Genomic DNA, 24,280 nt, shown 5'->3' on the forward strand with positions numbered 1-24,280 from the left:
CGGGGCACGGCGGGGGCGCCGGCGGTGACGCCGTCACGGCCGGGCCGCAAGGTCCTCCAGGTGACCGGCGGCCGTCGCGGCCCCGCCCGCCGAGCGCAGCGCGGCCCGCAGGCGCAGGGCCGCGTCGCGGTGGTGACGCTCCCCCAGGACGGCGTCGAGCGCCGCCCCCAGCCGGGTCCGGTCGGCTCGCCCGAAGCGGACCCGCACCCCCGCGCCGGCCGCGGTGACCTGGCCCGCGACGACGGGCTGGTCGTCGCGGATCGGGGCGACGACCAGCGGTAGGCCGTGCCACAGCGACTCGGTGACGGTGTTGTGCCCGGCGTGGCAGACGACCGCCGACATCCGGGGCAGCAGGGCCAGTTGCGGGACGTGCCGCAGGGCGACGACGTCCCCGTCCCGGACGCCGCCCAGGGTATCGCCCGGGTCGGCGATCACCGCCTGGAGGCGGTGCGCCCGCTCCCGTACCGCCGCGGCGCACTCCGCTAGGAAGCGGGCGCCGGTGTCGGCGTTGACGGTGCCGAGGGTGACCAGCACCGCGGACCGGCCGGGGTCGAGCCACTCCCGGGGAAAGTCCTCCGCCGCCGCGGGGTGCGGCGGCACGGCGGGCCCCACGTACCGGACCTCGGGCAGGGCGGGGGCGCCGGCCAGTTCGGCGACGGTGAAGGCCAGGGTCAGGTGGGGGGAGAAGCGGGGGTCGTGGGTGGCGGCCGGGTCGCCGAGGCGCTGCCGCAGGCCGGTGAGGAGTCCGTGGATCCACTCCTCCACCTTGGGCAGGCCGGCCACGGCCCCGGTGAACTCGGCGGAGGTGGTGGCGGAGGTCGCCCAGCGGACGCCGAGCCGTTCGGCGACCAGGGCTCCGGCGAGGGCCTGCTGGTCGGCGACGAGGACGTCAGGGCGGAAGTCGGCGGCGGCCCGCTCGGTGGCCGGGGCCATGGCCTCGGCGAGCGGGGCGAGGAAGTCCTGCCAGAGGAAGCGCAGTGCGGCGACGCCGCGCAGCTCGGGCGGCCGCCGCACGCCGGCGGGGAGCGCGCAGGCGTACGTCGTCGCGCCGGCGCCCGCCAGGCGGGCGACGAGGTCCGGCCATCCGGCCCAGGCGACGCGGTGGCCGCGGGCGGTCAGCTCGGCGGCGGTCGCCGCCGCCGGGTTGATGTGCCCGGTCAGCGGGGGCACGACGAAGAGGAAGCGGCTCATCGTGCCGGCGCCGTCGGCTGCTCGCGGTGGCCCGCGCCGAGCCGGTCGAGGAGCAGGGCCGCGACCGTGCCGGGGCTGCCGACCAGGACGGAGTGCCCGTGGCCGGGCACCGTGACGGTGCGGCAGCGGGGCAGCAGGGCCGCGAGGCGGGCCCCTTGCGGGGCGAGGTCGGAGTCCGCTCCGTAGACGGCCAGGACGGGGACGTCGAGGGAGCGCCAGCGGTCCGCGTCCGGGATGCGGCTGGCCGCGATGTCGGCGGCGAGGGTGGTGTCGTGCAGCAGCCGGCAGGACCAGCGGGCGAGGCGGGCCTCGTGGCGGCCGTACGTCTCCTCGATCCACGGGAGCGTGCGCGCGTCGCGCAGCCAGTAGGCCGAGCCGGCGAGCAGTCCGCCCATCTTCCGCGCCCAGGCGGCGGTGGGCGGTTCGGACTCGACGAGGACGACGCCGGCGACGCGCCCGGGGTGGTGGAGGGCGTAGTCGAGGGCGACGGTGCCGCCGAAGGAGTTGCCGACGAGGTGGACGGGGTGGTGGAGGCCGAGCGTGTCCAGGAGGGCGGCGAGGTCGGCGGTGAACCGCTCCAGGCGGTAGCCGCTGGCGGGACGTTCGCTGCGGCCGTGGCCCCGCTGGTCGTACATGACGACGCTGTGTCCGGCGGCCGCCAGCCGGGGGCCGAGGGTGAAGTAGTAGCTGGTGAGGTTGTCGGTGGCGATGCCGTGGACGAGGACGACGGTCTCGCCCCCGCCGGGGGTGCCGAGCCGTTCGACGTTCAGACGGGTCGGGCCCGCCTGGACCGCGCTCACCGCAGGCTTCCGACGATGTGGCGCACGAGCCGGCCGACGGTGAGGCCGATGATCTCCGACAGTTCCAGGGAGGCGAAGAAGGCGGGGAAGTCGACGCGTTCGCCGTAGCGGGCGCGCAGTTCGGCGGTGAGGGTGACCAGGTCGATGGACTCCAGGTCCAGGTCCTCGACGAAGCGCGTGTCGGGGGTGACGGGGATGTCCTCGAGTTCGAGGTCGTCGAGGACGCGCCGCAGGACGTCGGTGATCTCGGCCAGTACGCCGGCTTCGTCGACGGTGGTCGGTTCGGTCATGGGTGCTGCTCCTCGTTCTCCTCGGTCCAGGCGACGACGTAGGTCCTGGGCGGCAGACCGGGCGGGTTGCCGGTCCGGGTGAGGCGGACGGTGTACGTCCGGCCGGAGGGCGTGCGGGCCGTGAGGCGGTCCGGGCCGGTCCTCGCCAGGGCGGTCCCGCGGGGGTCGGCCGGGAGCGCGGTGCCCTCGGCCGCGGCCGCCGCCCTGGCGGCCGCCCGGTGGAGCGGTGTGTTCCCGGGGTCGGCCGGCTCCCCTTCGGGGACCTCCTCGATGCCGATGCCGGCGGGGGTGCCCGCCGGGCGGACGAGCGCGACGGCCGCCTCCCGGCTGTGGGCGAGGGACAGGGCCAGCGGCGGCAGCCGGCGTCCGTGCCTCCCCCCGGCGCGGGGCCGTCCCGCCGCGTCGTCGTGGATCCGGATCTCGCCGGGGAAGACGGGGCCGCCGCCGTGGTCCCACAGGTGACGGCGCACCGCGTCCTTGGCGGCGATCCGGCCGAGGAGCCACTGCCGTCTGCCGCGCGGCGGGTGGGCCGCGTAGGCGGTCCTCTCCTCGCCGGCGAGCTGGTTGCGCATCGTCAGTTCGCGGGAGGCCGGGTCGGGCCAGCGGTCGAAGAGCAGCTGCCAGCCGCCGGGCTGCTCGGTGGAGAGGGTGCGGCGGTCCGGCCGGCGGTGCACGGCGTCCGTGCCGGGGGTCGAGTCGAAGCGGCGGTCCTGCCAGCCGAGGATCCGCGCCCAGACGCGGTGGCCGCGGGCGAGTTCCGCGTCCGCCTCCAGGGTGGTGTCGGTGAGTGTGGTGATGCGGATGTGGCAGTCGAGGGCGGTGCCGGGGCCGGGGTGGGGACCGTGGAAGACCGCCTCCCGGAAGCCGACCGGGAAGACGACCGTGCGCTCCCGGTGGGTCGCCATCAGCCAGTAGCCCAGGAGCTGGCCGACGTTGTCCAGGAGCGCGCCGGGGGCGGGCGGGGCGGTGAGGACGCCGCGGACATGGCGTTCGCCGAGCGCGGTGACGGCGGTGACCCCCCGGAAGAGGGGGCCGTGGAACATCCACCGCTCGTCGTACATCTCCCGTGCGGTGAGCGGGGGACGGATCCCCGGGCCGGGGTCCGGCCAGGGCGCGGGCGGCGCCGGATAGGCGTCGGCCACCCGCACCTCGGCGCGGGCGTAGCGGCCGAACGCGACGTCGTACCAGCCGTCGCTCCCGGCCGTGGCCGTGACGTCCACGTCGACGGGCGGCGCGGCGACGGCCCACTCCAGGAAGCGGGCGCCGCGCAGCGCGACGGGCGTTCCGGCCGCGGCGACGGCGTCCGTCATGTGCTGCGCGATCGTCGTCGCGGGCACCACGGGCCAGCGGTCGGTGAGGTCGGGCCAGCCGGGGCGCTGCGGGAAGAAGCAGTGGTCGAGGAGGTAGGGCATGGTCTCCACCCCCACCCGTACGCGGGTCCGGAGCGGGGGCGCCACGGCGGGGCCGGGGGCGGCCGGGGACACCACCGGTGGCGCGGCGGTCGCCGCGGCGGCCAGGACGTCGGCCGCCGCCGAGGCCGTCTCCGTCAGCAGGGCGTCCAGCTCGGCGGCCGCGGGGACGCCGGGGGCCCAGGCGGCGAGGGGGCTCGCGCCGCCGCCGGGGCCGCGCAGGGTCCGGCGCAGCCGGTCGCGGTCCGCCGGGGCGAGGGAGACGGGGCCCGCCCCCAGGTCGATCCGCGTGCCCGGGCGGGGCCCCAGGAGTGCCGCGAAGTCCGGTTCCGCGCCGGCCGTCCACAGGGCCGCCGCGACGTGCGCGAGCTGGGCCAGGCCGCTGCGGCGGGGGGAGTTGGCGGCGACGGCGAGGTGGTCGCGGTCCGCCAGGGTGTCGCCGACCAGGGAGGGCAACCGGCCGGTGCCGAGCTGGACGAAGGCCCGGAAGCCCGCCGCGTACATCGCCTCGGTGAGCTGCCGGAAGCGCACCGGCTCCAGCAGGTGGCGCACGAACAGTTCGCGGACGGCGGACTCGTCGGCCGGGAAGGGTTCCGCGGTGGTGCACGACCACACCGGGACCGTCGCCGGGCGCAGGGTGAAGCGCAGGCTCTGCTCGCGGATGGGCCCGAGGTGGGGGGCGAGCATGGGGGTGTGGAAGCCCGACTCGAAGGGCAGCACCTGGCCGAGCACCCCTTCGCCGCGCAGCCGGGCCGCCAGCGCCCGCACCCGGGCGTCGGGGCCGCAGGCCACCGACTGGTGCGGGGCGTTGTCGTGGGAGAGCACGACGCCGTCGAGGTCCGTCAGCGCCGCGCGGACCTGGGCCGCGGGCGCCCCGAAGGCCGCGAAGGCGAGGCCGGGGACCTCCAGGGCGTGGGGGTCGAAGTCGCGCAGGAAGGCGTCCACTTCGTCGTCCGCGAACATCCCGCCGGCGACCATCGCGGTCCACTCCCCCACGCTGTGTCCCGCCACGGCGTCGGGGGTGACGCCGACGCGGCGCAGGGCGTGCGTCAGGAGCCTGCCGACGCCGACGACGGCGGCACCGTGCCGGGCCACGTCGCCGACGCGGGCGTCCTGCCGGCCCGGCCTGGGCAGCCCGAAGCGGCGGGCGACGTCGTCGACGCGGGGGACGAAATCGGCCTCCAGCCCGGGGAAGAGGAACGCCGTCTTCCCTCCGGCCGCCCCCAGCAGCGGGCCCGGGGCGAACCACACGTCGCCGCGGCCGCCCCAGGGCCGTCCCCGCGCCACGGCCTTGCGGGCGAGGGCCAGCCGCTTGGCGGTGGGCCCGGCGACGGCCAGCCGGGCGGGGCCGGGGCCGGGCTCCCCCGAGTGGCGCAGGGCCGCGTCGTCGGCGTCCAGCAGCACGGCGAGGGCCGGCTGGTCGGCGGCGGCCAGCCGCAGCAGCGGTTCGGGTTCGGCCACGTCCAGGGCCGCCGGGCGGGCGGGGCGCCGCGCGGCGGGTGCCGGCGGCTCCTCCAGCACCACGTGGGCGTTGATGCCGCCGAAGCCGAACGCGTCCACGCCCGCCCGCCGCACGTCCGCCTCCCAGGGACGGGCCTCGGCGAGCGGGCGGAAGCGGGTGGCCAGCAGCGCGGGATGCGGGTCGTCGCAGTGCAGGGTCGGCGGCAGGACGCCGTGGTGGACGGCCAGCGCCGCCTTGATCAGCCCGGCGGCGCCCGCGGCGGGCATGGTGTGCCCGATCATCGACTTCACCGAGCCGACGACGGCGTCCGCCGGACCGTCCCCGCCGCCGAACACCTCCGCCATCATGGCCATTTCGGCCCGGTCGCCGTGGGGTGTGCCCGTGCCGTGGGCCTCCAGCAGGCCGAGCGCGCCGGGCAGGGCGGGATCCAGCCCGGCCGCCGCCCAGGCGAGCCGCACCGCGCGGGCCTGACCGCTCGGGTCCGGGTTGACCAGGGAGGCGGTACGGCCGTCGCTGGCGACACCCACACCCCGTACGACCGCGTACACCCGGTCCCCGTCGCGCTGGGCGTCGCGGAGCCGCTTGAGCACGACGACGCCCGTGCCCTCTCCCATGAGCACCCCGTCCGCCTCCCTGTGGAAGGGACGGATCCGCTGCGTGGGCGACAGGGCGCGCAGCTGGGCGAAGACGCTCCACAACGTGATGTCGTGGCAGTGGTGCACTCCGCCCGCGAGCATCACGTCGCACCGTCCCGCCCTGAGCTCGCCGGCCGCCTGGTCCACGGCGACCAGCGACGACGCGCAGGCCGCGTCGACGGTGTAGGCGGGGCCGCGCAGGTCGAGCCGGTTGGCCACGCGGGACGCGGCGAAGTTGGGCACGAGGCCGATGCCGTGTTCGCCGCCCCGCGGGCCGAGCGCGTCGAGGAAGGCCGTGCGCAGCTGCGCGAGCCGCTCGCCGTCGAGTTCGGGCATCACCTCGCGCAGGGTGCGCAGGAGCTGGCCGCAGGTGCGGACCCGCTGGTCGAGGCGGGCGAGTCCCGCGGTGAGGTAGCCGCCGCGCCCCAGGACCACGCCGGCCCGGGAGCGGTCGCGCGGCAGGGCGCCGCCCGCGTCGGCGATGGCCGCGGCGGCGGTGCGCAGGGCGATGAGCTGGTCGGGTTCGGTGGTGGCCACCGAGTCCGGCATGATCCCGAAGGCGGCGGGGTCGATGCCGGCGACGTCGTCGACGAAGCCGCCGCGCCGGCAGTGGATCCCTTCCACCTCGTCGGGGTCCAGGCGGCCCGGCGGGACGTCGCTGATGGCGTCGGTCCCGCGCACGATGTTGCGCCAGTACGTGTCGAGGTCACCGGCTCCCGGCAGCGTGACGGCCATGCCGACGACGGCGACGGGGCCGGTGGGCCCCGGGGTGTCAGCGGTCACGGCTCACCAGCCGGAGGCGGTGTGGACGACCTCGTCGGTGGCCGCGTCGCCCCCGGCGATCTCGCGCAACAGCGCAAGGACGCCCTCACGCGGGTCGATCAGGCCGACGCCGCGCCGCGCGTACTCCCGTCCGAGTTCCGGGGTGACCATGCCGGTGTGGGCGGCGGTCGGTGCCCACGGCCCCCAGTGGACGGTCAGCGCGCGGCCCCCGGTGGTCTCGCGCCACTGCCGGCCGAGGGTGGCGAGGGCGTCGTTGGCGGCGGCGTAGTCGGCCTGGCCCCGGTTGCCGGTGACGGCGGCCACGGAGCCGAACAGGACGAGGAGGCCCGGCACTTCGGGGAGGGCGCGCAGGGCGGCGAGCAGGGCGCGGGCGCCCTCGGTCTTCGTGCCGTGGACCCGCTCGAAGGACTCCGGGGTCTTGTCGGCCAGCAGCCGGTCCTCGATGACCCCGGCCGCGTGGACGACGGCGTCGATCCGGCCGTGGCGGGCGTGGACGTCCTCCACCGCCTCGCGCACGGCCGCCGCGTCCCTCAGGTCCACCGCGCGGTAGTGCGGCCGGGAGCCGAGGGCCTCGGCCTCGGCGAGGGTGGCGGCCACTTCGCGGCGCGCGAGGATCCGGCGGGTCTCCTGCCCGATCAGGGCGGGCCGCAGGCCGCCGCGGGCGGCGAGGGCGGCGCGCAGCGCGGCCTCGTCGGAGGCGGCGGCGAGCGCGGGGTCCTCGGGGTCGGCCGGCAGGACGGTGCGGCCGAGGAGTTCGAGGTGGCAGCCGGCGGCGGCGAGCGCGGTCGTCAGGTGGGCCGCGATGCCGCGGGCGCCGCCCGCGAGCAGCACGACGGAGCCGGGCCCGAGCCCGGCGGCCGCCGCCTCCGCCAGGAGCGGGTCCGCGTCCTCGGGGACGGCTGCGGCGGGCCGCGCGAGCGGGGCCTCGCACGGCTCGGTGCCGTACCGGGCGCCGTCGGGCGTGCGGAGGACGACGGGGTCCGGGTCGGTGGCCAGGAGTTCGCCGACGAGGGCGTCGGCGAGGGCCTCGGCGGGGCTCGCGGGGTCCAGGGCGACGACCCGGGCGAGGGTGCCGGGGTGTTCGCGGGCGACGGTGCGGAAGAATCCGCCCAGTCCCGCCGCGTGGGCGGGGTCACCGGTGGGCCGGGCGCACAACAGCCGGCGTGGCTTCTTGCCGAGCAGGGCCTTGAACAGGGGGAAGGCGGCGGGGAGTACGGGTTCCGCGCCGGGGGCGAGGGCGTCGAGGTGGATGGCGCCGTCGAGGGGGCCGGGGTGCGCTTCGGGGTCCGCGTCGCCGCGGGTGGCGACGGCTCCGAGGGCCCGGAGCCGGTCGACGAGCGCCCGGGCCACGGGGGTGTCCTGGCCGGGCACGGCGAACACCTGGCCGTGCAGGGATCCTTCGGCGGGTGCGGGGGCGAGGGGTACGCGCCGCAGCAGATACCGTCCCGGCGGCGCGTTCGCGGGTGCCGCCGGCTCGCTGTCCTGCCGGCCGGTGTCGGGGGGCGGGCCGGTGTCCAGGCGCGTGGTGAGCCAGTCGGCGATCGCCGCGGCGGTGCGGCACCGCAGCAGGTCCTCCAGTTCGGCGTCCGGCATCGCGCGCACGTCCAGGCCGCGGCCGGTCGCCGCGCCCAGCCGGCGGCCCAGTTCGCCCACGATCTCGGTGCGTTTGATGGAGTCGACGCTCAGGTCGGCTTCCAGGTCCAGGTCCGGTTCGACGATCTCGACGGGATAGCCGGTGCGTTCGCTGATCACGGCGAGGACCGTGGCGAGGACGTCGGGGGCGGCGGAGGGGGCGTGAGGCGGCTCGGGGGCCGGTTTTGGAGGAGTTGCGGTGCCGGGCGGCGCAGGCGGCGGCGTGGACGGCGGCAGGGGTGCGGTCGCCGGCGTGTCCGGCGTGGCACGGCCGCCGGCGCGCGCCCCGAGGTACGTCAGCAGCACGTCCTTCTGGGCCGCGACCATCTCGCGGCTCGTGCGCAGGAATTCGCTGACCAGAGCGGACTCGTCGACGGGCACCGGCGTGTCGACGGCCGGCCCGGGCGAGGCGGCCGGGGCCAGCCGCCGCGCCGGCCGCAGCGCGCCGGGCAGCGGCTCGCCGTCCGCGGTGCGCACGAGGTGGCCGTCGACCGTCCAGCCCGGACGGGCGGGCACCGCCTCCGGGTCGGCGACGACCGCGCCGCGCCCGGCGAGCAGCCGCGCCGCGGCGACCGGGACGCCGCTGACGGCGAGCCGGGCCAGCGCCTCCAGGTGGCCGCGCAGTCCGGCGTCGGCCCGCGGTTCGAAGGGGACGGCGACGTGCGGCCGGTCGTCGAGGACCTGCCGGACCAGCCCGGTGAGCACGGTGCCGGGGCCCGCTTCGACGAAGACCCGGGCGCCGGCCTCGTACATCGCCTCGATCTGCTCGGCGAAGCGCACGGGCGAGGCGATCTGCGCGGCGAGGGTGCGCCGGATGTCCGGGGAGCCGAGGGGGTAGCGGGCGGCGGTCACGTTGGACCACACCGGGATCTCGGGGGCGCGCACCTCGTGGGTCGCCAGCGCCCGTCCGAACCGGTCGACGGCGCCGGCGACGACGGGGCTGTGGAAGGCGCAGGAGACGGGGAGGCGCCGGGCCGTCACCCCCGTGTCCCGCAGCACCGCGACCGCCCGTTCGACGTCGGCGGTGGGGCCGGAGACGACGCTCTGGGCGGGCGCGTTGTGGTTGGCCACCACCACGCGGCCGGCGAGCCCGGCCTCCGCGAGCAGGGCGTCGGCCTTGTCCGGGGCGGCCGCGACGGCGGCCATCGCGCCCGGATCGTCCCCCGCCGCCGCGACGATGGCCTCGCCGCGCTCGATGCTCAGGGTCATCAGCGAGCCGGGCGACAGGGCGCCCGCGGCACAGAGGGCGACCAGTTCGCCGTAGGAGTGCCCGGCGGCCATGTCGGGCCGCACTCCGGCCGTCCGCAGGACGTCCTGGACGGCCAGGCAGACCGCACCGAGGGCGGGCTGGGCGCGGCGTGTGTCGGCCAGCCGGGCCCGCGCGGCCTCGGCGGCCCCGGGGTCGAAGGCGGCGGGCGGGAAGAGGTCGCCGGCCGGGGCCCCGCGCAGCCGGCGCTGGGTCTCGGGGAAGGCGGTGAAGAGGTCGGCGAGCATGCCGGGGCGCTGGCTGCCCTGCCCGGGGAAGAGGAACGCGACCTTCCCCGCCGGTGTCCGCGCCGGGTCCGCCGGCGGGGCGCCGGCGAGGAGGACGCCGGGGGCCGGCTCGGCGTCGAGGACCGCGCGCAGCAGGCCGGGCAGGGCGTCCAGGGAGTCGGCGACCACGGCGGCGCGGGGCGGCTGCGTCCCGCTGCGCCGGGCGGCGGTCAGGGCGAGGTCGCGCAGGCGCCAGGGGCGGCCGGCGCGGTCGTTGAGCCCGGTCAGCCGCAGCAGCTCCCGGGCGTCGTCGGGGGACCGCAGGACGAGGAGCTCGGCGGGCCAGTCGTGGTGGCCGTGCCGGGGCGGTGCGGCGCCGGCGTGGGCGCCGAGGACGGCGTGGAAGTTGGTGCCGCCGAAGCCGAACGCGCTCACGCCGGCGACGCGCCGTCCGGCGGGCCCGGGCCACGGCAGCGCCCGGTCGTGGAAGACGAAGGGGCTGTCCTCGGCCCGCCACGCGGGGTTGGGCCGCCGGACGTGGAGGGTCGGCGGGCGGACGCCGGTGCGGAGGGCGAGCGCGGTCTTGATCAGTCCGGCCAGGCCGGCCGCGCATTTGGTGTGCCCGATCTGGGACTTGACCGAGCCCACGACGCAGCCGCCCGGCGCGGCGCCCGCCTCCTCGAACACCTCGGTGAGCGTGGCGAGTTCGGTCCGGTCGCCGACGACGGTGCCCGTGCCGTGGGCCTCGACGAGCCCGACGTCGGCGGGTGACGTCCGGGCCTGGCGGTAGGCCCGCTCCAGGGCGGCGCGCTGGCCCTCGGGCCGGGGCGCGGTGAGCCCGAGGGAGCGTCCGTCGCCGGCGCTGCCGACGCTCTTGACGACGGCGTAGACGCGGTCGCCGTCCCGCTCGGCGTCGGCGAGGCGTTTGAGGACGACGCAGGCGACGCCCTCGCCGAGCGCGATGCCGTCGGCGCCGGCGTCGAAGGGGCGGCAGCGGCCGGTGGGCGAGAGGGCGTGCACGGAGGAGAAGAGGAGGTAGTCGTTGATGCCGTTGTGCAGGTCGGCTCCCCCGCACAGGGCGAGGTCGGCGGCTCCGGTGGCCAGTTCCTTGCAGGCCGCGTCGAGCGCCGCCAGGGAGGAGGCGCAGGCCGCGTCGACGGTGTAGTTGGCACCGCCGAGGTCGAGGCGGTTGGCGATGCGGCCCGAGATGACGTTGGCGAGCATGCCGGGGAACGAGTCCTCGGTGAGGACGGGCAGTTGGGCGGCGAGCTCCTCGGGGAGCCGGCCCAGGTAGGAGGGCAGGACGGCCCGCAGGGTCGTCGCGTTCGCCGTGTCGCTGCCGGCCTCGGCGCCGAAGACCACGCACGTGCGGTCACGGGGGAAGTCCCGGCGGTCGTAGCCCGCGTCGGCGAGGGCTCTGCGTGCCGCCTCCAGCGACAGCAACTGGACCGGCTCGATGGCGGCGAGGGACGCCGGCGGGATGCCGTAGCGCAGCGGGTCGAAGGGGATGCGGGGCAGGAAACCGCCCCACTTCGAGGTGGTGACGTCGTGGGCGGCGGCCGCCTCGCCGTGGTAGAGGGCCGGGTCCCAGCGGTCGGCGGGGACCTCGGTGACGGCGTCGGTCCCGGCGAGCACGTTGGCCCAGAAGGCGGCCAGATCGGGGGCCTGGGGGAACATGCAGGCCATGCCGATGACAGCGATGTCGAGCGGCTCGGGTGCCCGGGCGTGGCCGTCCGTGGTGGACGGCGCTCCCGCGGCCTCGGCCAGTACGGCGGCGCGACGCTCGTAGAAGGCGGCGGCCGCCTCGCCGACCTGGTGGTGCAGGGCGGCGACGGTGGTGGTCGCGCCGCGCAGCACGGCCACTTCGCCGGCCATGAACATGCCCTCGTCGAGCTGCCGTCGCTCGTCGACGTGGACCAGTTCCTCCCCCACCCGCTCGATGCCCTTGCCGGCTATCCGCAGCCGGCCCAGGCTGAGGCGTTCCAGCTCCTCACGCGCCCGGCTCTCCGGTACGCCCCGCTCGACGAGCTCGGCCTTGAGCGCCCGGTAGGTGTCGCCGAAGGGGCTGGGTACGCAACGGATCGCGTGCCCGGGGCCGTTGTGCAGGACGGTGGTGTCCTCGGCGGCGAGGACCTGCCGCTGGTACACCGGCCGGATGGCGCCGCACTCCACGGCCTCCTCCGTGAAGAGGTAGGCCGTGCCCATGAGGAGGCCGGTGAGGACGCCGCGGCCGCCGGCGCCGGCCGCGAGGGCGGCGACCATGGCGGCGGAGCGCTCGTCGTGGACGCCCCCGGCGAAGAGGACCTCGACCGGGTCCGGGGCGGCGCGGCCGTCCCGGGCGTCCAGGAAGTCGTCGAGCACGGCCAGTTGGGCCTCCCAGAGGGGGAAGCTGTTGCGGGGCCCGATGTGGCCGCCGCACTCGGCTCCTTCGAAGACGAAGCGGCGGGCGCCCGCCGCGAGGAACTGCGCGAGCAGGCCGGGTGAGGGCACGTGCAGGAAGGCGGGGATGCCGTCGGCCTCCAGCTCGGCGGCCTGGGACGGCCGGCCCCCGGCGATGATCACGTGGCTGGGGCGCGCGTCGCGGACGGCCGCGAGCTGGGCGGTGCGGACGTCCTCGGGCACGAAACCCAGGATGCCCACGCCCCAGGGCCGCTCCCCCAGGGCGGCGCGGGTCTCGGCGAGCACGGCCCGGGTGTCGGCGGGGCCGGCGAGGGCGAGGGCGATGAACGGCAGCCCACCGGCGCCGGCGACGGCCGCGGCGAACCCCGCCTGGTCGCTGACCCGGGTCATCGGCCCCTGCGCGACGGGCAGCGCGGTGCCCAGGGAGCGGCTCATCGGGGAGCCGGGTCTCAGGGCCCGGGGGGCGTGAGCGGCCCGGACGGCCCGGTCGACGCTCTCGCGGACCGCCCGCACCGCGGCGGCCGCGGTGCGGTGGCGTTCGGCGAACCTCCGGGCCAGGAAGGCGTCCTGGCCCAGCGGCAGCGGCTGCTCGCGCAGGAGGGGCGGCAGGCCGGGCCGCCGGGGATCGAGGATCCGCCGCCCGTCCACGACGACGGTCTCGCTGCCGTCCAGGGTGCGCAGGAGCTCCGCGAGGGCGGGCGGGGCGCACGCCTCGTCGAGCAGGGCGAGCTGGACGTCGAGGACGACTCCGGCCGCGCCCCCGAGCACCGCGGCCGCGGCCGTGTGCGCTCCGATGCCCCCGCAGGCCCACACGGGCACGGTCACCCGGGCGTCGGCCAGCAGTTGCTGGAGCAGGACGTAGGTGGAGAGCCGGCCGGCGGGGCCGCCGCACTCGCTGCCGCGTGCGACGATCCCGGCGGCCCCGGCCCGTACGGCCGCGCGGGCCTCGCTCAGGGAGCACACCTCGGCGAGGACCGTGCGGGGGCCGGCCCGGCCGGGTCGCCACGGTGCGCCGGGGGCGAGGAGCACGGTGTGCGGGCCGGTGGCGTCCGGGGCGGGCAACTCCTCCGGGCGCAGGGCGCAGCCCGCGGGCACGCGGACGCCGAAGGTGCCGGGGGCCCACTCGCTCAGCTGTTCAAGGGCGTCCCGTGCGGCGCGCCCGCCCGCGCCGAGGTCGAGGACGCCGAGCCCGCCCGCCCTGCTCACGGCGGCGGCGAGTCGTGCGCCGGGCTCTCCGAAGGGGGTGACGCCGATAACGGTGCGCTCCACGGGAGAGGCTCCCTCCGATGCGGCGGATGTGCGGAGAACCTAGCAACACGGGCGTGAGGGGTCGAGCGTCAGAACGATTAACGTCGTACGACAACCCCAGGAACACGACCGTCCTCTTGTCACCGCGGGCGTCCACCTCAAAGCTTGCCCCAAGAGCCTCCCAACTCCCCTGCGGATCGGGTCAGTTCACCGGTACGGGGGCTGGCCCGTCCGTACGTGCGCCCGCGCGGACCGGGGTCCGCGGGCTCAGCACGCTGTCGTCCTCGACGCGGGCACCCGGCAGCCGGTGGCGTGCGGCGATCAGGGCGGCGTCGATGTCGCGGGTCCCGGTCGACACGCACAGGGTGTAGGCCGTGTCGGCCAGCCTCTGCCTGGTCACCGGGTCCGCGCTCCCCGAGGTCACCGCACGCTCGAGTGCCGTGTAGCGCTCGACGAGGTCGTGGAGAACGGCGGGGTGAGCCAGCAGCATGAATGCCTCCTTGAAGGTCACACGGTGTCCAGCACGCGCCTGCCCCGCCACTCGCTTCTCATTCCCCCCTCATGCGTGACGGTCCCCTTCGCCGCCTCTCACTCCGCCGCCGCCAGCGCCTCCAGGGCCGGCGGAAGCGCGCCGGTGTGCACGACGCCCAGCCGCTGGGTGGCCCGGGTGAGCGCGACGTACAGGTCGCTCACGCCGAACTCCGCCGGTTCCGCCACGATCACCGTGTCGAACTCCAGGCCCTTGGCCTGCCGGGGGTCCAGCAGCACGACGGGCTCCGTCAGGTCCGGCGAGGCGCCGTGGGAGGCGGTGGGCAGGGCCGCGGCCACCGCCGGATGACGGTCACGCGGGGCGATCACCGCGAGCCGGCCCTCGACGTGGTCCCGCCGGGCGGCGCGCACGGCGTCGGCGACGGCGCCCGGCAGGTCGCCGGTGTGCCGCGCCCACGGCCGTACGCCCGTGGAACGGATGGAGCGGGGCGGCGCGAAGGAGGGGTCCACGGAGCGGATCACCCGCGCGGCCACGTCCATGATCTCGGACGGGGTGCGGTAGTTGACGCCGAGCCTGATGTGCTCCCACCGCTCGCCGACGTACGGCGCGAGGATCGTCCGCCAGGAACCGCAGCCGCCGGGCTCCGCGGTCTGCGCCGGGTCCCCGACCAGCGTCAGGGAACGGGTCGGGCAACGCCGCATGAGCAGCCGCCAGGTCATGGCCGACAGCTCCTGGGCCTCGTCCACGATGACGTGGCCGAAGGCCCACGTGCGGTCGGCCGCGGCGCGTTCGGCGGCGCTGCGGTGGTCGGCCTCCTCGTGCCGCTCCGCGAGCCGTTCGGCGTCGACCAGGTCGTGGGCGGCCAGCACCTCCGAATCCTCGTCGTCGCGGTCCTCGAACTCCTGGGTGCGGGAGCCGTAGGACAGGTCGAGCACGCCCTGCGCGTAGGCGATCCGCTCCTGCCGCTCGGCATCGGCCGCCGCGCGGGCCGCCGAGTCGTCCTCGCCGAGGAGTTCGGCGGCCTCGTCGAGCAGCGCGACGTCGGCGGGGGTCCACTCGCCGCCCTCGCGGCGGATCGCGTCCGCGTCGGCTTCCGGGAGGTGGACGGGGTCGGCGAGGAAGTCCGCGACCAGCTGCTGCGGCGTGAGCACGGGCCACAGCCCGTCGATGGCGGCGTGGACGTCGGCGCTGGCCGCGACGCCCTTGCCGAGCTGGGCGATGTCGTCCGGGCCGAGGAAGTTCGGCCCGCCGTAGGGGTCCGCTCCGAGTCGGTCGGCCAGCTGGGCGGTGAGGGCGTCGATGACGTGGAAGGCGAAGTACGGACGGGCGAGGTTGTGCGGCAGCCGGGTCTCCCGTGCCCGGCGGCGGGCCTCGGCCACGAGGTCCGCGTCCAGCCGCAGCTCGCCGTCCTGGTGGGGGATCACGGTGCCGGGGCCGGGCAGGGTCTGTCGGTCGCGCACGTGGTGCGCGAGGGCGTCGGCCATCGAGGCGGCGCCCTTGACGCGGGCCGCCTCGGGGGTGTCGGCGCCGGTGGCGGTCACGCCGGGGAACAGCTCGCCCGGCGTGGCGAGCAGGACGCCGGTCTCGCCGAGTGAGGGCAGCACCTCGCCGATGTAGCCGAGGAACGCCGGGTTCGGGCCGACGATCAGCACGGCGCGGCGGGCCAGCTGCTCGCGGTGGGCGTAGAGCAGGTAGGCGGCGCGGTGCAGGGCGACCACGGTCTTCCCCGTGCCGGGACCGCCCTCGACGACCAGGACCCCGCGGTGCGGGGCGCGGATGATCCGGTCCTGTTCGGCCTGGATGGTCTGCACGATGTCGTGCATGCGGCCGGTGCGCGCCGCGTCCAGGGCGGCGAGGAGGACGGCGTCGGCGTCGGTGCCCTCGTGCCCGGTGCGCTCCTCGTCGGTGAGGTCGAGGATCTCGTCGTGCAGGCCGGTGACCTCGCGTCCCCGGGTGGTGATGTGGCGCCTGCGGCGGAGGCCCATGGGGGTGTGCCCGGTGGCCAGGTAGAACGGGCGCGCCACCTCGGCGCGCCAGTCGACGACCAGCGGGGTGCGCTCCGCGTCGTCCCGGCGCATGCCTATGCGACCGATGTGGTGGTCGCGGCCGTCGCGGTGGACCAGCCTGCCGAAGCAGAGCCCGTTCTCCCCCGCGTTGAAGGCTGCCAGCAGCCCGGACCGCTCGGCCACCAGCACGTCGCGCTCCAGCCGTGCCTGGAGGGTGTTCCCGGCCGGCGCGAGGGCGTCCTTGAGCGCCGCCTCGGTCGCCGCACGCAGCTCGGCCAGACGCTCGTGAAGCAGATCGATGAAATCCTGCTCGTGACGCAATTCCGCGTTTGACAATTCGACTCCCGCCCGGATATTATGGCCTCATAAAGCTTCCCCATACCCTGTGTTGCAGCGGGCATGGAAACCTTCAATATACGCAGGGAAATACCTCGTCCGCAATGCGGCCGGGGTGTTTTTGTATTTCCCGCCGGGCCGAACGGGTGAGCAATCGGAACCTCCCTTCCGCACCCGAGTTACTCAGATCGCTTCCCTCTCGGGAACGCCCAGCGATCGAAAGGCAGGGACGTGTTCAAGAAGGTGCTCACGACGGTTGCCCTCACGGCCACGGCGGTCGGCGCCGCCGCCGTTCCCACCGCGGCCCTTGAGCGGGACGGACGGCACGTCGCCAACGGCAACGACTCGGTGACCGCGCACGGGAACACCGTGACCGGCGGCCACCGCAGCCCGCAGATGACCGCCGTCCAGGGGTCCTTGGACAAGCTGTGCGTCGGCGTCGGGAAGCTCGGCCTCCAGTCGTTGCTCCTGCTGATCAACATCGGCGTGCAGGACATTCCCGTCCTCACCTCGCAGCAACAGCAGCAGTGCACGGACAACTCCACGATCGTCGACGGCGACGACCCGCTCTCGCACCTCCTCGACGAGATCCCGGTGGTCAGCGGCAACGGCTCCGGGAACCGCGACGGGGACCACTGACGCCTCGTACGTCACCGCGGCACGTCCCTTCCTTCCCACCCGGCCCGGCCGGCGAACCGCCCTCAGGGGCGTTCGCCGGCCGCGCGCCGTTTTCACGCCCCCGTCTCTCCAAAGTGGCCTGAAAAACAGGGCCTTCACTGTTTGAGGGGTGAAGCGGTGGTAAGGCGACGCGTGCGGCCCTGGAGCAGCCAGGGACCGCATCGCAAGGAAGGAGCGTCCGATCATGCGGACCACGGCTCGGAAGGCCGCAGGCGCCGGCGCGGCGATGGCGCTGGCCGCCGCCACCCTCGTCACGGGAGCCGGGGCGGCCTCGGCCGCGCCGGCCGAGGCCGCCGCCACCTGCGGCACGTCCGGCCTGCGCGCCTCACTGGCCGACAAGAGCCCCGGGGGCCAGTCGGGGATGTCCCACGAGGGCACCGTCCTGACCCTCACCAACACCTCGGACCACACGTGCGCCCTGCGCGGCTACCCGGGCCTGGGCCTGGAGGACGCCCGCCACGGGCCGCTGGAGACCCACACCTCCTGGGGCAGCACCTACTTCATACCCGACCCCGGGAAGCAGACCCTCCGCCTGCGGCCGGGCGAGTCCGCCGAGGCCGGCCTGGCCTGGGCCCACGCCGACGCGCCGACGATGGTCCAGGCCCGCTACCTGGAGATCACCCCGCCCGCGTCCCGTGACCACCTGACCGTCCCGTTCGACAAGACGGTCACCAACGGCGACCTGTCCGTCACGGCCTTCGCCCGCACGGTGGACGTGCCGTAGACGGTCGCGGACGGCCAACGGCCGGGCGGGCTCCCGCCGCCCGGCCACCGGACCGTCCGCGCGTCCCTCAGCGCGCGACCGTCGCCTCCCGGCGGTGGTGGCGGCTGATGTTCTTCTCCAGCAGCGCCAGGCACTCGGCGACGCCCACGCCGGAGGGCGTGACCTCGGGCAGGCGGCCGTCGTCCTCCTTCAGCCGCCTCAGGGCCGTGTCCATCGCGGTCTGGGCGGCGAAGAGGCACGGCGTGCTGTAGATGGCCACGTCCACGCCCAGGTCGCTGAGTTCGGGCAGGCTCAGGCGGGGCGACTTGCCCCCGGCGATCTGGTTGAACAGCAGCGGCTTGTCGCCGATGACATCGCGCACCTTGCGGATCCACTCCACGCTGCGCACGCCGTCGACCAGCACCACGTCGGCGTCGGTCGCCGCCAGGGCCTTGGCGCGGCGCAGGATCTCGGACTCCTCGGTGGCGTCCGTACGAGCCACCACGACGAGGTCGCGGCGGGCGGCGAGGACGAGGTTCAGCTTCTCCAGGTACTCCTCCAGCGGCAGGATCTGCTTGCCGTTGACGTGCCCGCAGCGGCGGGGGCGCTTCTGGTCCTCGAGGATCACGCCCGAGGCGCCGATCGCCTCCAGGTGCTGGACGGTGTGGCAGGCGGTCTCGGGGTCGACGTATCCGTCGTCGATGTCGACGAGGAGGTGCTGCTCCGGGAAGGCCAGCCGCAGCCGCTGGACGAAGGCGACGATGTCCGGCCAGGCGATGAACCCGATGTCCGGCAGCCCGTAATGGGACGCGGCGAAGCCGAATCCGGAGATGAACATGCCGTCGTAGTGCTGGGCCGAGACGGACGCGGAGAACATGTCGAAGACACCGATGAGAGGTGTGGTGCCCTCTGCCGCTACCGCGGCACGTAGCCGATCCGGGTGGTTCACGGTACCCTCCGAGAACTGGTTTGCGCCGGCGCGTGATGGTGACCGCTGCCCGCTACAGCTCGCGGTCACTTGGCCGGCGTCACGGTTTGGTAGAAGGAAGCCCGGGGGTCGTCGCGCGGTCAGGCGCGACGTGCCCCCGGGTTCTTTTGCGTGTCCGGTCTGCCTGACGTACCGGCAGTCCGTGCACGTGTAGGGGGAATCGGTCGTACAGGTGTGGGCCGTGCGGGGTCGCTGGCCCTGACTACCCCGCCCCGGGGGCGCGTACGCGTGGTGGTGATGCCGGCCGGCTGCGAACGGACGTTAGTCAAGGTTTGGTCATGGAGCAATATTCCGAAGGCAAAACCGACCCGGTTCCGATGCTTTCGCGCCGGTCGTGACGCCCCGTCGGCGCCCTGCCGCAGGAGGCCGGTCCCAGGCCACGGGGCTGCCCGCACGCGCGAGCGGCTCCCGGCACCATGACCGAGAGCCGCGGCGAAACCGACCGCCCCTCAACGGCCGTGGGCCCCGAACGCCCGGCGGGCCGCGCGGTGCCAGCGGTTGGCGGGCAGGGCGGGGTGCAGCGCGGCCAGGGCGGCGCAGTACTTGGTGAAGACGGCCGGCCGGACGCCGTAGGCGTGCAGCAGGCGGTCGGCCTCGGTGAGGTGACCCGTCGTCTTCGTCTCGACGAGCACGAGGTCCCCGGCGCAGTGCACGCTCGGGCCGGCGCGCAGGTCCTCACAGGTCAGCCCGGCGTCGCAGGTGATGCGCGCGCCGTCGGCCACGAGGGTGGCGCGGAGGTAGTCGGTGCTGAGGGAGGGGTGCAGCGCGGCGGGCGGTTCGATGCCGTAGGCGTGTCGCAGGGTCTCGGCGAGGAACGCCTGGTGGCAGGGGTCGAGCGGGGTGCCGGGGCCCGTGAGGGGGCGGCGGTGCTTGACCGTCTCGCCGCGGCGGCCCTTGAGCTTGATCTCGAACTGCCGCTCGCCCGAGTCCTCGTAGAGCCGCTCACGGATCTTGAAGCGGAGGCGGCGGCCCTGGCGGTGGTCGTGGAAGGAGCGCAGCCCCGGGGTGTCGTAGTAGACCGAGTGGTAGCGGAAAGTGCGGCGGCCGTCGATGGTGAGGGCCCGGAACGGGCCGCCGGGCCGGCCCGGGTCGGTGAGCCGGCCGGCGAGCCGGAGGAAGACGTCGGCCGGTACCAGGTAGCTGTGGTCGAAGCGGGCGAGGAGTGCGGCCCGCTGGTTGACCTCGTCCAGCGAGACGGGGGCGGCGGCGCGCACCGCCTCGCCGAGGGCCGTCGCGGCCGGGGCGGCGAGCGGCGCGGGGACCTCGGTGGTCACACGGACTCCCAGGCGGGCGCGGTGCGCTGGACGGGCTCCGCGTTCGCGGTCCCGTACCCGGGCGCGGTGCCCGGCTCGGGCTCGCGGTAGCGCACGTCGACGACCGTCAGGTCGCGGACGTAGTCGATTTCCATGACCGTCCAGCGCAGGGGCTCGCCCAGCCGCCGGGCGAGGTCGGCGCGGAGGGCGGCGGGGTCGCCGTGGACGGTGTCGAGGGTGACGACGGTGCGGCGGACCCGGGCCAGCAGCCGGGGGTGGTCGGCCGTGTAGACCACGAGGAGCAGGACTCCGCTCAGGGCCGCGGCGAGACCGATGGGCAGGTGCGGCAGGCCGCACAGGAGGCCGAGGACGAGGGTGACGAAGTAGTAGGCGACCTCCTCGTGCTGGACGGCGTCGGAGCGGAGCCTGATGATGGACAGCACGCCGAAGAGCCCGAAGCCGAGCGCCGCGCCACCGTTGCCGTTCATCTCGGCGAGGGCCGCGACGACGGTGAAGAGGGCGACGTTGAGGGCCAGATAGGCCGGTACGAGATCGCGGCGACGGTGCCGGGGGTAGTAGATCGCGAAGGTCAGCAGGCTGATGGCGGCCAGATCGAGACCCAGGTGGGCGACAAGGTGGCGTAGCGAGTCCATGGCTCCGCTCTCGGACGTCGGGAAGGGGGACGGCCGGGAGGCGACGGCGGGCTCCCGGCCGTGGAAAACGCTGAGTGAATATGAACCCACTTCCCGGTGAACCGCGCGGTTCTTTACGGGAACCGGACGGCAAGTGTCCGGAACGCCACCCGTCCTGTCCCGTTCGATGCTCTTGCCCCGGCGGACGCCCGCTCACGCCACCGCTCCGACGACTCGTCAGGCCTGCCCGGCGCGGTCCACGGCGCGCAGTGTGGCCCGCAGCGGCGTCGCCGGCTGGAGCAGCAGACCGGGGGCCGGGCCGACCTCGCACCGGTCGACGTGCACCTCGAAGCGCTGTGCCAGCGTGGCGAGCACCAGGACCGCCTCGACCAGGGCGAACCGGGCGCCCAGGCAGGTGCGCTGGCCCCCGCCGAAGGGGAACCAGGCGTGGTCGGGCACCGCGTCCGGCGCGTCGGCGCCCCAGCGTTCGGGGCGGAAGACCGCCGGGTCGGGGAACCAGCGGGGGTCGCGGTGCGTGGCCCACTGGCTGCACCACACGATGGTCCCCGCCGGCATCGGCTGGCCGCCCAGCGTGGCGCCCTCGCAGGCCACGGAGGGGATGAGCCAGGCGGGCGGGTAGACGCGCAGGGCCTCCTTGACGACCTGCTGGGTCCACACGAGCTGCTCGTAGTCATCGATGCCGGGGGGCCGTCCGCCGAGCACGCGGTCCAGTTCCTCGGTGAGCCTGGCGCGCGCGGGCGGGGACTCCGACAGCAGGTACCACGCCCAGGTCAGGGCGGTGGACGTGGTCTCGTGCCCGGCCGCCCACAGGGTCACGGCCTCGTCCCGGACCTCCTTGGGCGTCAGCGGGCGGCCTTCGTCGTCGCGGGCCGCGAGCAGCCTGCCGAGCAGGTCGTCCCGCTCGCCGCCCGTGTCCCCGGCGGCCAGCCGGTCGCCGATCAGCCGCCCGACCTCGGCGTCGACCGTGGCGAGGGCGGCGAGCAGCCGCCGCCGCGAGGGCGTGCGGATCCAGCCGGGCAGGAAGAGGCTGACGCCGTGGAGTTCGGCGCCGACCTCGCGCTCGGCCACGGCCATCGCGTCACCGAGCACGTGCCTGCGCTCACCCAGGTCGTTGCCGAACAGGGTGCGGAGCACGACCCGCTGGGTGAGCAGGGCCATCTCCCGGAAGACCTCGACGCGCCCGCCGTCCCGCCAGCCGTCGGCGACCGCGCGGGCGCAGTCGACCATGGTCTCGGCGTACCCGCGCACCTGGCGCGGGCGGACGGTCGGCTGGACCAGCGCCCGCTTGCGGCGCCACGCCGCTCCCTTGCTGAGGATGACACTGTCGCCGGTCACCTGCCGGAACGCCCAGCCGATGTCCAGGATCTCATAGGTCCGCTCGACGCCTCCGAGCATCTCGGCGATGTGCTCGGGATGGAAGATGAAGACGCTCGGCCGGGGGCCCAGGGACCAGCGGACCGCGTCCCCGTAGCCGTCGCGCAGCCGGACGAGGAAGCCGAGGGGGTCCCTGCCGAACGCGGGGAGGTTGCCGAGCAGCGGCAGACCGCGCGGGCCCGGCACGAGACGCAGCGGAACGGCGGACGTCCTGGTCATGGGGCGAAGCCTCCGGGGGTGAACGGGGCCGGTGCGAGCGGTGAGCCGAAGGTCATCCCCGATGCCTGCCCGGCTGGAGGTGGCCTGAAAAGGCGGTACACGGGTGATGTGCCGGGCGGGCGGGCCCGACGGAGGGGAGCGGCGACACACGCGTATCCGGTGTCTCGCCTTGCTCTTGAGCACTCGCTCGATGTGACTAATGTTCAGTTGGCGTCCGCCCGAAGCCGGCTTGGAGCGGGGCGGTCGCGTGGCTCAGCGGGATTCGCGGGGGCGCACCGGGTACGGCACGAAGGTGCTGCTGTTCTCGTCGATGGCGAGGGGTTGTCCGAGCGGGGGGACGGCTCGTTGCGGGCAGTCCAGGCGCTCGCAGATGCGGCAGCCCATGCCGATGGGGGTCGCGGCCGCGGCGTTGCCCAGGTCGAGGCCGTCGGAGTAGACGAGCCGGGAGGCGTGCCGGACCTCGCAGCCCAGCCCGATGGCGAAGGTCTTGCCGGGCTCCCCCCAGCCGCCCCGGTGCCGGGTGACGGTGCGGGCGGTCCACAGGTGGCGGCCGCCGTCGGGCATGGCGGCCACCTGGACGTGGATGCGGCCGGGTGCGGCGAACGCCTCGTAGACGTTCCACAGGGGGCACGTGCCGCCGGCGCGGGAGAAGTGGAAGCCGGTCGCGGACTGCCGTTTGGACATGTTGCCGGCGCGGTCCACCCGGACGAACGAGAAGGGGACGCCGCGCGTGCTCGGGCGCTGGAGCGTGCTCAGGCGGTGGCACACCGTCTCGTAGCCGAGCCCGAACCGGTCGGTGAGCCGCTCGATGTCGTAGCGCAGCTCCTCGGCCGCGGCGTGGAAGTCGCCGTACGGCAGGACGAGGGCCGCGGCGAAGTAGTTGGCGACGCCTATGCGGGTCAGCGACCAGGTGTCGGAGCCCTCCTCGTAGTCCTCCGCGGCCAGCCGGGAAATCTCCGCGCCGTGCTCCAGCAGGGCCAGCTGGGTGGCCATCCGGAAGGCCTGCTGGCCCGGGCGCAGCCGGGGCGACAGGTGCAGGGTCCGTTCGGCGGCGTCGAAGCGGTGCAGCCGGTCGGAGCCGTCGGCGACGCGCACGCCGTGGCGTTCGGAGAGCCGGGCGGCGAGGGCCCTGCGGACCTCGCCGGGTCGGATCCCCAGCTCCCGGGCCAGCGCCTCGGCGGCGGTGTCCGTGTCGTGCAGGTAGTTGCGCCGGCGGTAGAAGAACTCGCGGATCTCCTCGTGCGGTGAACGGGCGCCCGGCGCCGCGGGGGCGTCGGCGCGGCCCTCGGAGGCCAGGGCGAGCTGCTCGGTCAGCACCTGGGTGCGCCGGCCGAGGTCGAGCAGGACGGCTGCGACGGACGGGAGCCGGGAGGAGAGTTCGGACAGCTCGGAGGGGGTGACCCGGGCGGCGGCCAGCTCGTCGGCCAGGGCCTCCCGCAGGTCGGCGAGCATCCTGCCGGTGTCGCGCTCGGAGAAGAAGCCGGGGTCGACGCCGAACTCCTCGGTCAGCCGCAGCAGGACGGGCACGGTCAGCGGCCTGGAGTCGTGTTCCATCTGGTTGAGGTAGCTGGGCGAGATGGCGAGCAGCCGGGCCAGGGCGGCCTGGCTCAGTCCCCGTTCCTCGCGCAGCCGGCGCAGCCGCGCCCCGGCGTACGTCCTGCCCATGCTCCCGACCCCTTCCGCCCCGCGCACCGGCGGTGCGCGTCCGGCCCGGTGACCCCCGGGGCGGGCTGGATCACCGGTCGTAGGCGTCCAGCAGGCCCTGGATGTCGATCTTCGTCATGCCCATCATGGCCTTCATGACCCGGCCCGACCTGACCGGGTCCGGATCACTGAGCAGATCGGTCAGCACCCTCGGGGTGATCTGCCACGACAGTCCGAACTTGTCCTTCAGCCATCCGCACGGCCCCTCCTGCCCGTCCTCGCCGAGCCGGGCCCACAGCTCGTCGACCTCGTCCTGCGTGGCGCAGTCGACGGAGAACGAGACGGCCTCGGTGAACGTGAACTCCGGCCCTCCGTTCAGGGCGACGAAACGCTGTCCGGCGAGCTCGAACGTGACGGTCATGACGGTGCCCGGCTCGCCGGGCCCCTCCTCGCCGTACCGCTGCACGTCCACGATCCGGGAATCGTCGAAGACGGACGTGTAGTGCTCCACGGCCTCCTCGGCCTGGCCGTCGTACCACAGGAAGGGCGTGATCTTCTGCACGGAGGTCTCCTCGCTGCGGGCGGGAACGACGGAACGGGGGCCGACGCGTGG

Annotated in this window: 15 protein-coding genes; 2 read left to right on the forward strand and 13 right to left on the reverse strand. The window is 75.5% G+C overall.

Annotation, left to right across the window (positions count from 1 at the left end; genetic code table 11):
• Positions 1–33: 33 nt before the first annotated feature.
• From CYQ11_RS02355 to CYQ11_RS02385, 7 genes are all read right to left on the reverse strand, one after another.
• Complete coding sequence (locus tag CYQ11_RS02355) at positions 34–1,191, reverse strand: glycosyltransferase (RefSeq protein WP_099198098.1); 1,158 nt, start codon at positions 1,189–1,191, stop codon at positions 34–36.
• Entirely contained in the window at positions 1,188–1,991 is an 804-nt protein-coding gene (locus tag CYQ11_RS02360; protein WP_099198099.1) for an alpha/beta fold hydrolase, read from the reverse strand. The genes CYQ11_RS02355 and CYQ11_RS02360 overlap by 4 nt, the downstream gene beginning before the upstream one ends.
• Positions 1,988–2,281 carry an acyl carrier protein gene (locus CYQ11_RS02365; RefSeq protein ID WP_099198100.1) on the reverse strand — a complete coding sequence of 98 codons (294 nt, stop codon included), beginning with the start codon at positions 2,279–2,281 and terminating at the stop codon, positions 1,988–1,990. Before CYQ11_RS02365 ends, CYQ11_RS02360 begins: the two co-directional genes overlap by 4 nt.
• On the reverse strand, positions 2,278–6,570 hold the full coding sequence (locus CYQ11_RS02370) for a beta-ketoacyl synthase N-terminal-like domain-containing protein (RefSeq protein WP_275666327.1): 4,293 nt from the start codon (positions 6,568–6,570) through the stop codon (positions 2,278–2,280). The genes CYQ11_RS02365 and CYQ11_RS02370 overlap by 4 nt, the downstream gene beginning before the upstream one ends.
• A 3-nt stretch (positions 6,571–6,573) precedes the next feature.
• Positions 6,574–13,344 (reverse strand): type I polyketide synthase, encoded by a 6,771-nt coding sequence (locus CYQ11_RS02375; RefSeq protein WP_099198101.1) that lies wholly within the window; start codon positions 13,342–13,344, stop codon positions 6,574–6,576.
• A gap of 181 nt (positions 13,345–13,525) precedes the next feature.
• The gene (locus tag CYQ11_RS02380; RefSeq protein ID WP_099198137.1) at positions 13,526–13,813 is read right to left on the reverse strand and encodes a DUF5133 domain-containing protein; all 288 of its coding nucleotides are present in this window, start codon (positions 13,811–13,813) and stop codon (positions 13,526–13,528) included.
• A 98-nt stretch (positions 13,814–13,911) separates the two neighbouring features.
• Positions 13,912–16,155: a HelD family protein gene (locus CYQ11_RS02385; RefSeq protein ID WP_240003226.1), complete on the reverse strand. Its 2,244-nt coding sequence runs from the start codon at positions 16,153–16,155 to the stop codon at positions 13,912–13,914.
• A gap of 231 nt (positions 16,156–16,386) precedes the next feature.
• Between CYQ11_RS02385 and CYQ11_RS02390 the strand changes: the two genes are divergently transcribed.
• Both CYQ11_RS02390 and CYQ11_RS02395 read left to right on the forward strand, forming a co-directional pair.
• Positions 16,387–16,794: a rodlin gene (locus tag CYQ11_RS02390; RefSeq protein WP_099198103.1), complete on the forward strand. Its 408-nt coding sequence runs from the start codon at positions 16,387–16,389 to the stop codon at positions 16,792–16,794.
• Between the two features lie 223 nt (positions 16,795–17,017).
• Positions 17,018–17,557: a DUF4232 domain-containing protein gene (locus tag CYQ11_RS02395; RefSeq protein ID WP_099198104.1), complete on the forward strand. Its 540-nt coding sequence runs from the start codon at positions 17,018–17,020 to the stop codon at positions 17,555–17,557.
• 67 nt (positions 17,558–17,624) lie between these two features.
• Here CYQ11_RS02395 and CYQ11_RS02400 read toward each other — a convergent pair whose 3' ends face one another.
• From CYQ11_RS02400 to CYQ11_RS02425, 6 genes are all read right to left on the reverse strand, one after another.
• Positions 17,625–18,413 (reverse strand): isocitrate lyase/PEP mutase family protein, encoded by a 789-nt coding sequence (locus tag CYQ11_RS02400; RefSeq protein ID WP_243469262.1) that lies wholly within the window; start codon positions 18,411–18,413, stop codon positions 17,625–17,627.
• A gap of 560 nt (positions 18,414–18,973) precedes the next feature.
• The gene (locus tag CYQ11_RS02405; RefSeq protein WP_107489245.1) at positions 18,974–19,798 is read right to left on the reverse strand and encodes a polyphosphate polymerase domain-containing protein; all 825 of its coding nucleotides are present in this window, start codon (positions 19,796–19,798) and stop codon (positions 18,974–18,976) included.
• Complete coding sequence (locus CYQ11_RS02410) at positions 19,795–20,430, reverse strand: DUF4956 domain-containing protein (protein WP_099198106.1); 636 nt, start codon at positions 20,428–20,430, stop codon at positions 19,795–19,797. Before CYQ11_RS02410 ends, CYQ11_RS02405 begins: the two co-directional genes overlap by 4 nt.
• Before the next feature lie 216 nt (positions 20,431–20,646).
• Positions 20,647–22,023, reverse strand: a complete 1,377-nt coding sequence (locus tag CYQ11_RS02415; RefSeq protein WP_099198107.1) for a cytochrome P450 — start codon at positions 22,021–22,023, stop codon at positions 20,647–20,649.
• A 252-nt stretch (positions 22,024–22,275) separates the two neighbouring features.
• Complete coding sequence (locus CYQ11_RS02420) at positions 22,276–23,688, reverse strand: short-chain fatty acyl-CoA regulator family protein (RefSeq protein ID WP_099198108.1); 1,413 nt, start codon at positions 23,686–23,688, stop codon at positions 22,276–22,278.
• Positions 23,689–23,758: 70 nt separating this feature from the next.
• Positions 23,759–24,229, reverse strand: coding sequence for a VOC family protein (locus CYQ11_RS02425; protein ID WP_099198109.1), 471 nt, complete (start codon positions 24,227–24,229; stop codon positions 23,759–23,761).
• Between the last annotated feature and the right edge of the window lie 51 nt (positions 24,230–24,280).

The organism is Streptomyces cinnamoneus, assembly GCF_002939475.1.
Lineage (GTDB): Bacteria > Actinomycetota > Actinomycetes > Streptomycetales > Streptomycetaceae > Streptomyces > Streptomyces cinnamoneus_A.

Bases quoted from the DNA above. Each gene is read 5' to 3' on its own strand.
- CYQ11_RS02410 (WP_099198106.1), bottom strand. From the start codon at position 20,430: ATGGACTCGCTACGCCACCTTGTCGCCCACCTGGGTCTCGATCTGGCC.
- CYQ11_RS02400 (WP_243469262.1), bottom strand. From the start codon at position 18,413: ATGTTCTCCGCGTCCGTCTCGGCCCAGCACTACGACGGCATGTTCATC.
- CYQ11_RS02365 (WP_099198100.1), bottom strand. From the start codon at position 2,281: ATGACCGAACCGACCACCGTCGACGAAGCCGGCGTACTGGCCGAGATC.
- CYQ11_RS02355 (WP_099198098.1), bottom strand. From the start codon at position 1,191: ATGAGCCGCTTCCTCTTCGTCGTGCCCCCGCTGACCGGGCACATCAAC.
- CYQ11_RS02395 (WP_099198104.1), top strand. From the start codon at position 17,018: ATGCGGACCACGGCTCGGAAGGCCGCAGGCGCCGGCGCGGCGATGGCG.
- CYQ11_RS02380 (WP_099198137.1), bottom strand. From the start codon at position 13,813: ATGCTGCTGGCTCACCCCGCCGTTCTCCACGACCTCGTCGAGCGCTAC.
- CYQ11_RS02415 (WP_099198107.1), bottom strand. From the start codon at position 22,023: ATGACCAGGACGTCCGCCGTTCCGCTGCGTCTCGTGCCGGGCCCGCGC.
- CYQ11_RS02420 (WP_099198108.1), bottom strand. From the start codon at position 23,688: ATGGGCAGGACGTACGCCGGGGCGCGGCTGCGCCGGCTGCGCGAGGAA.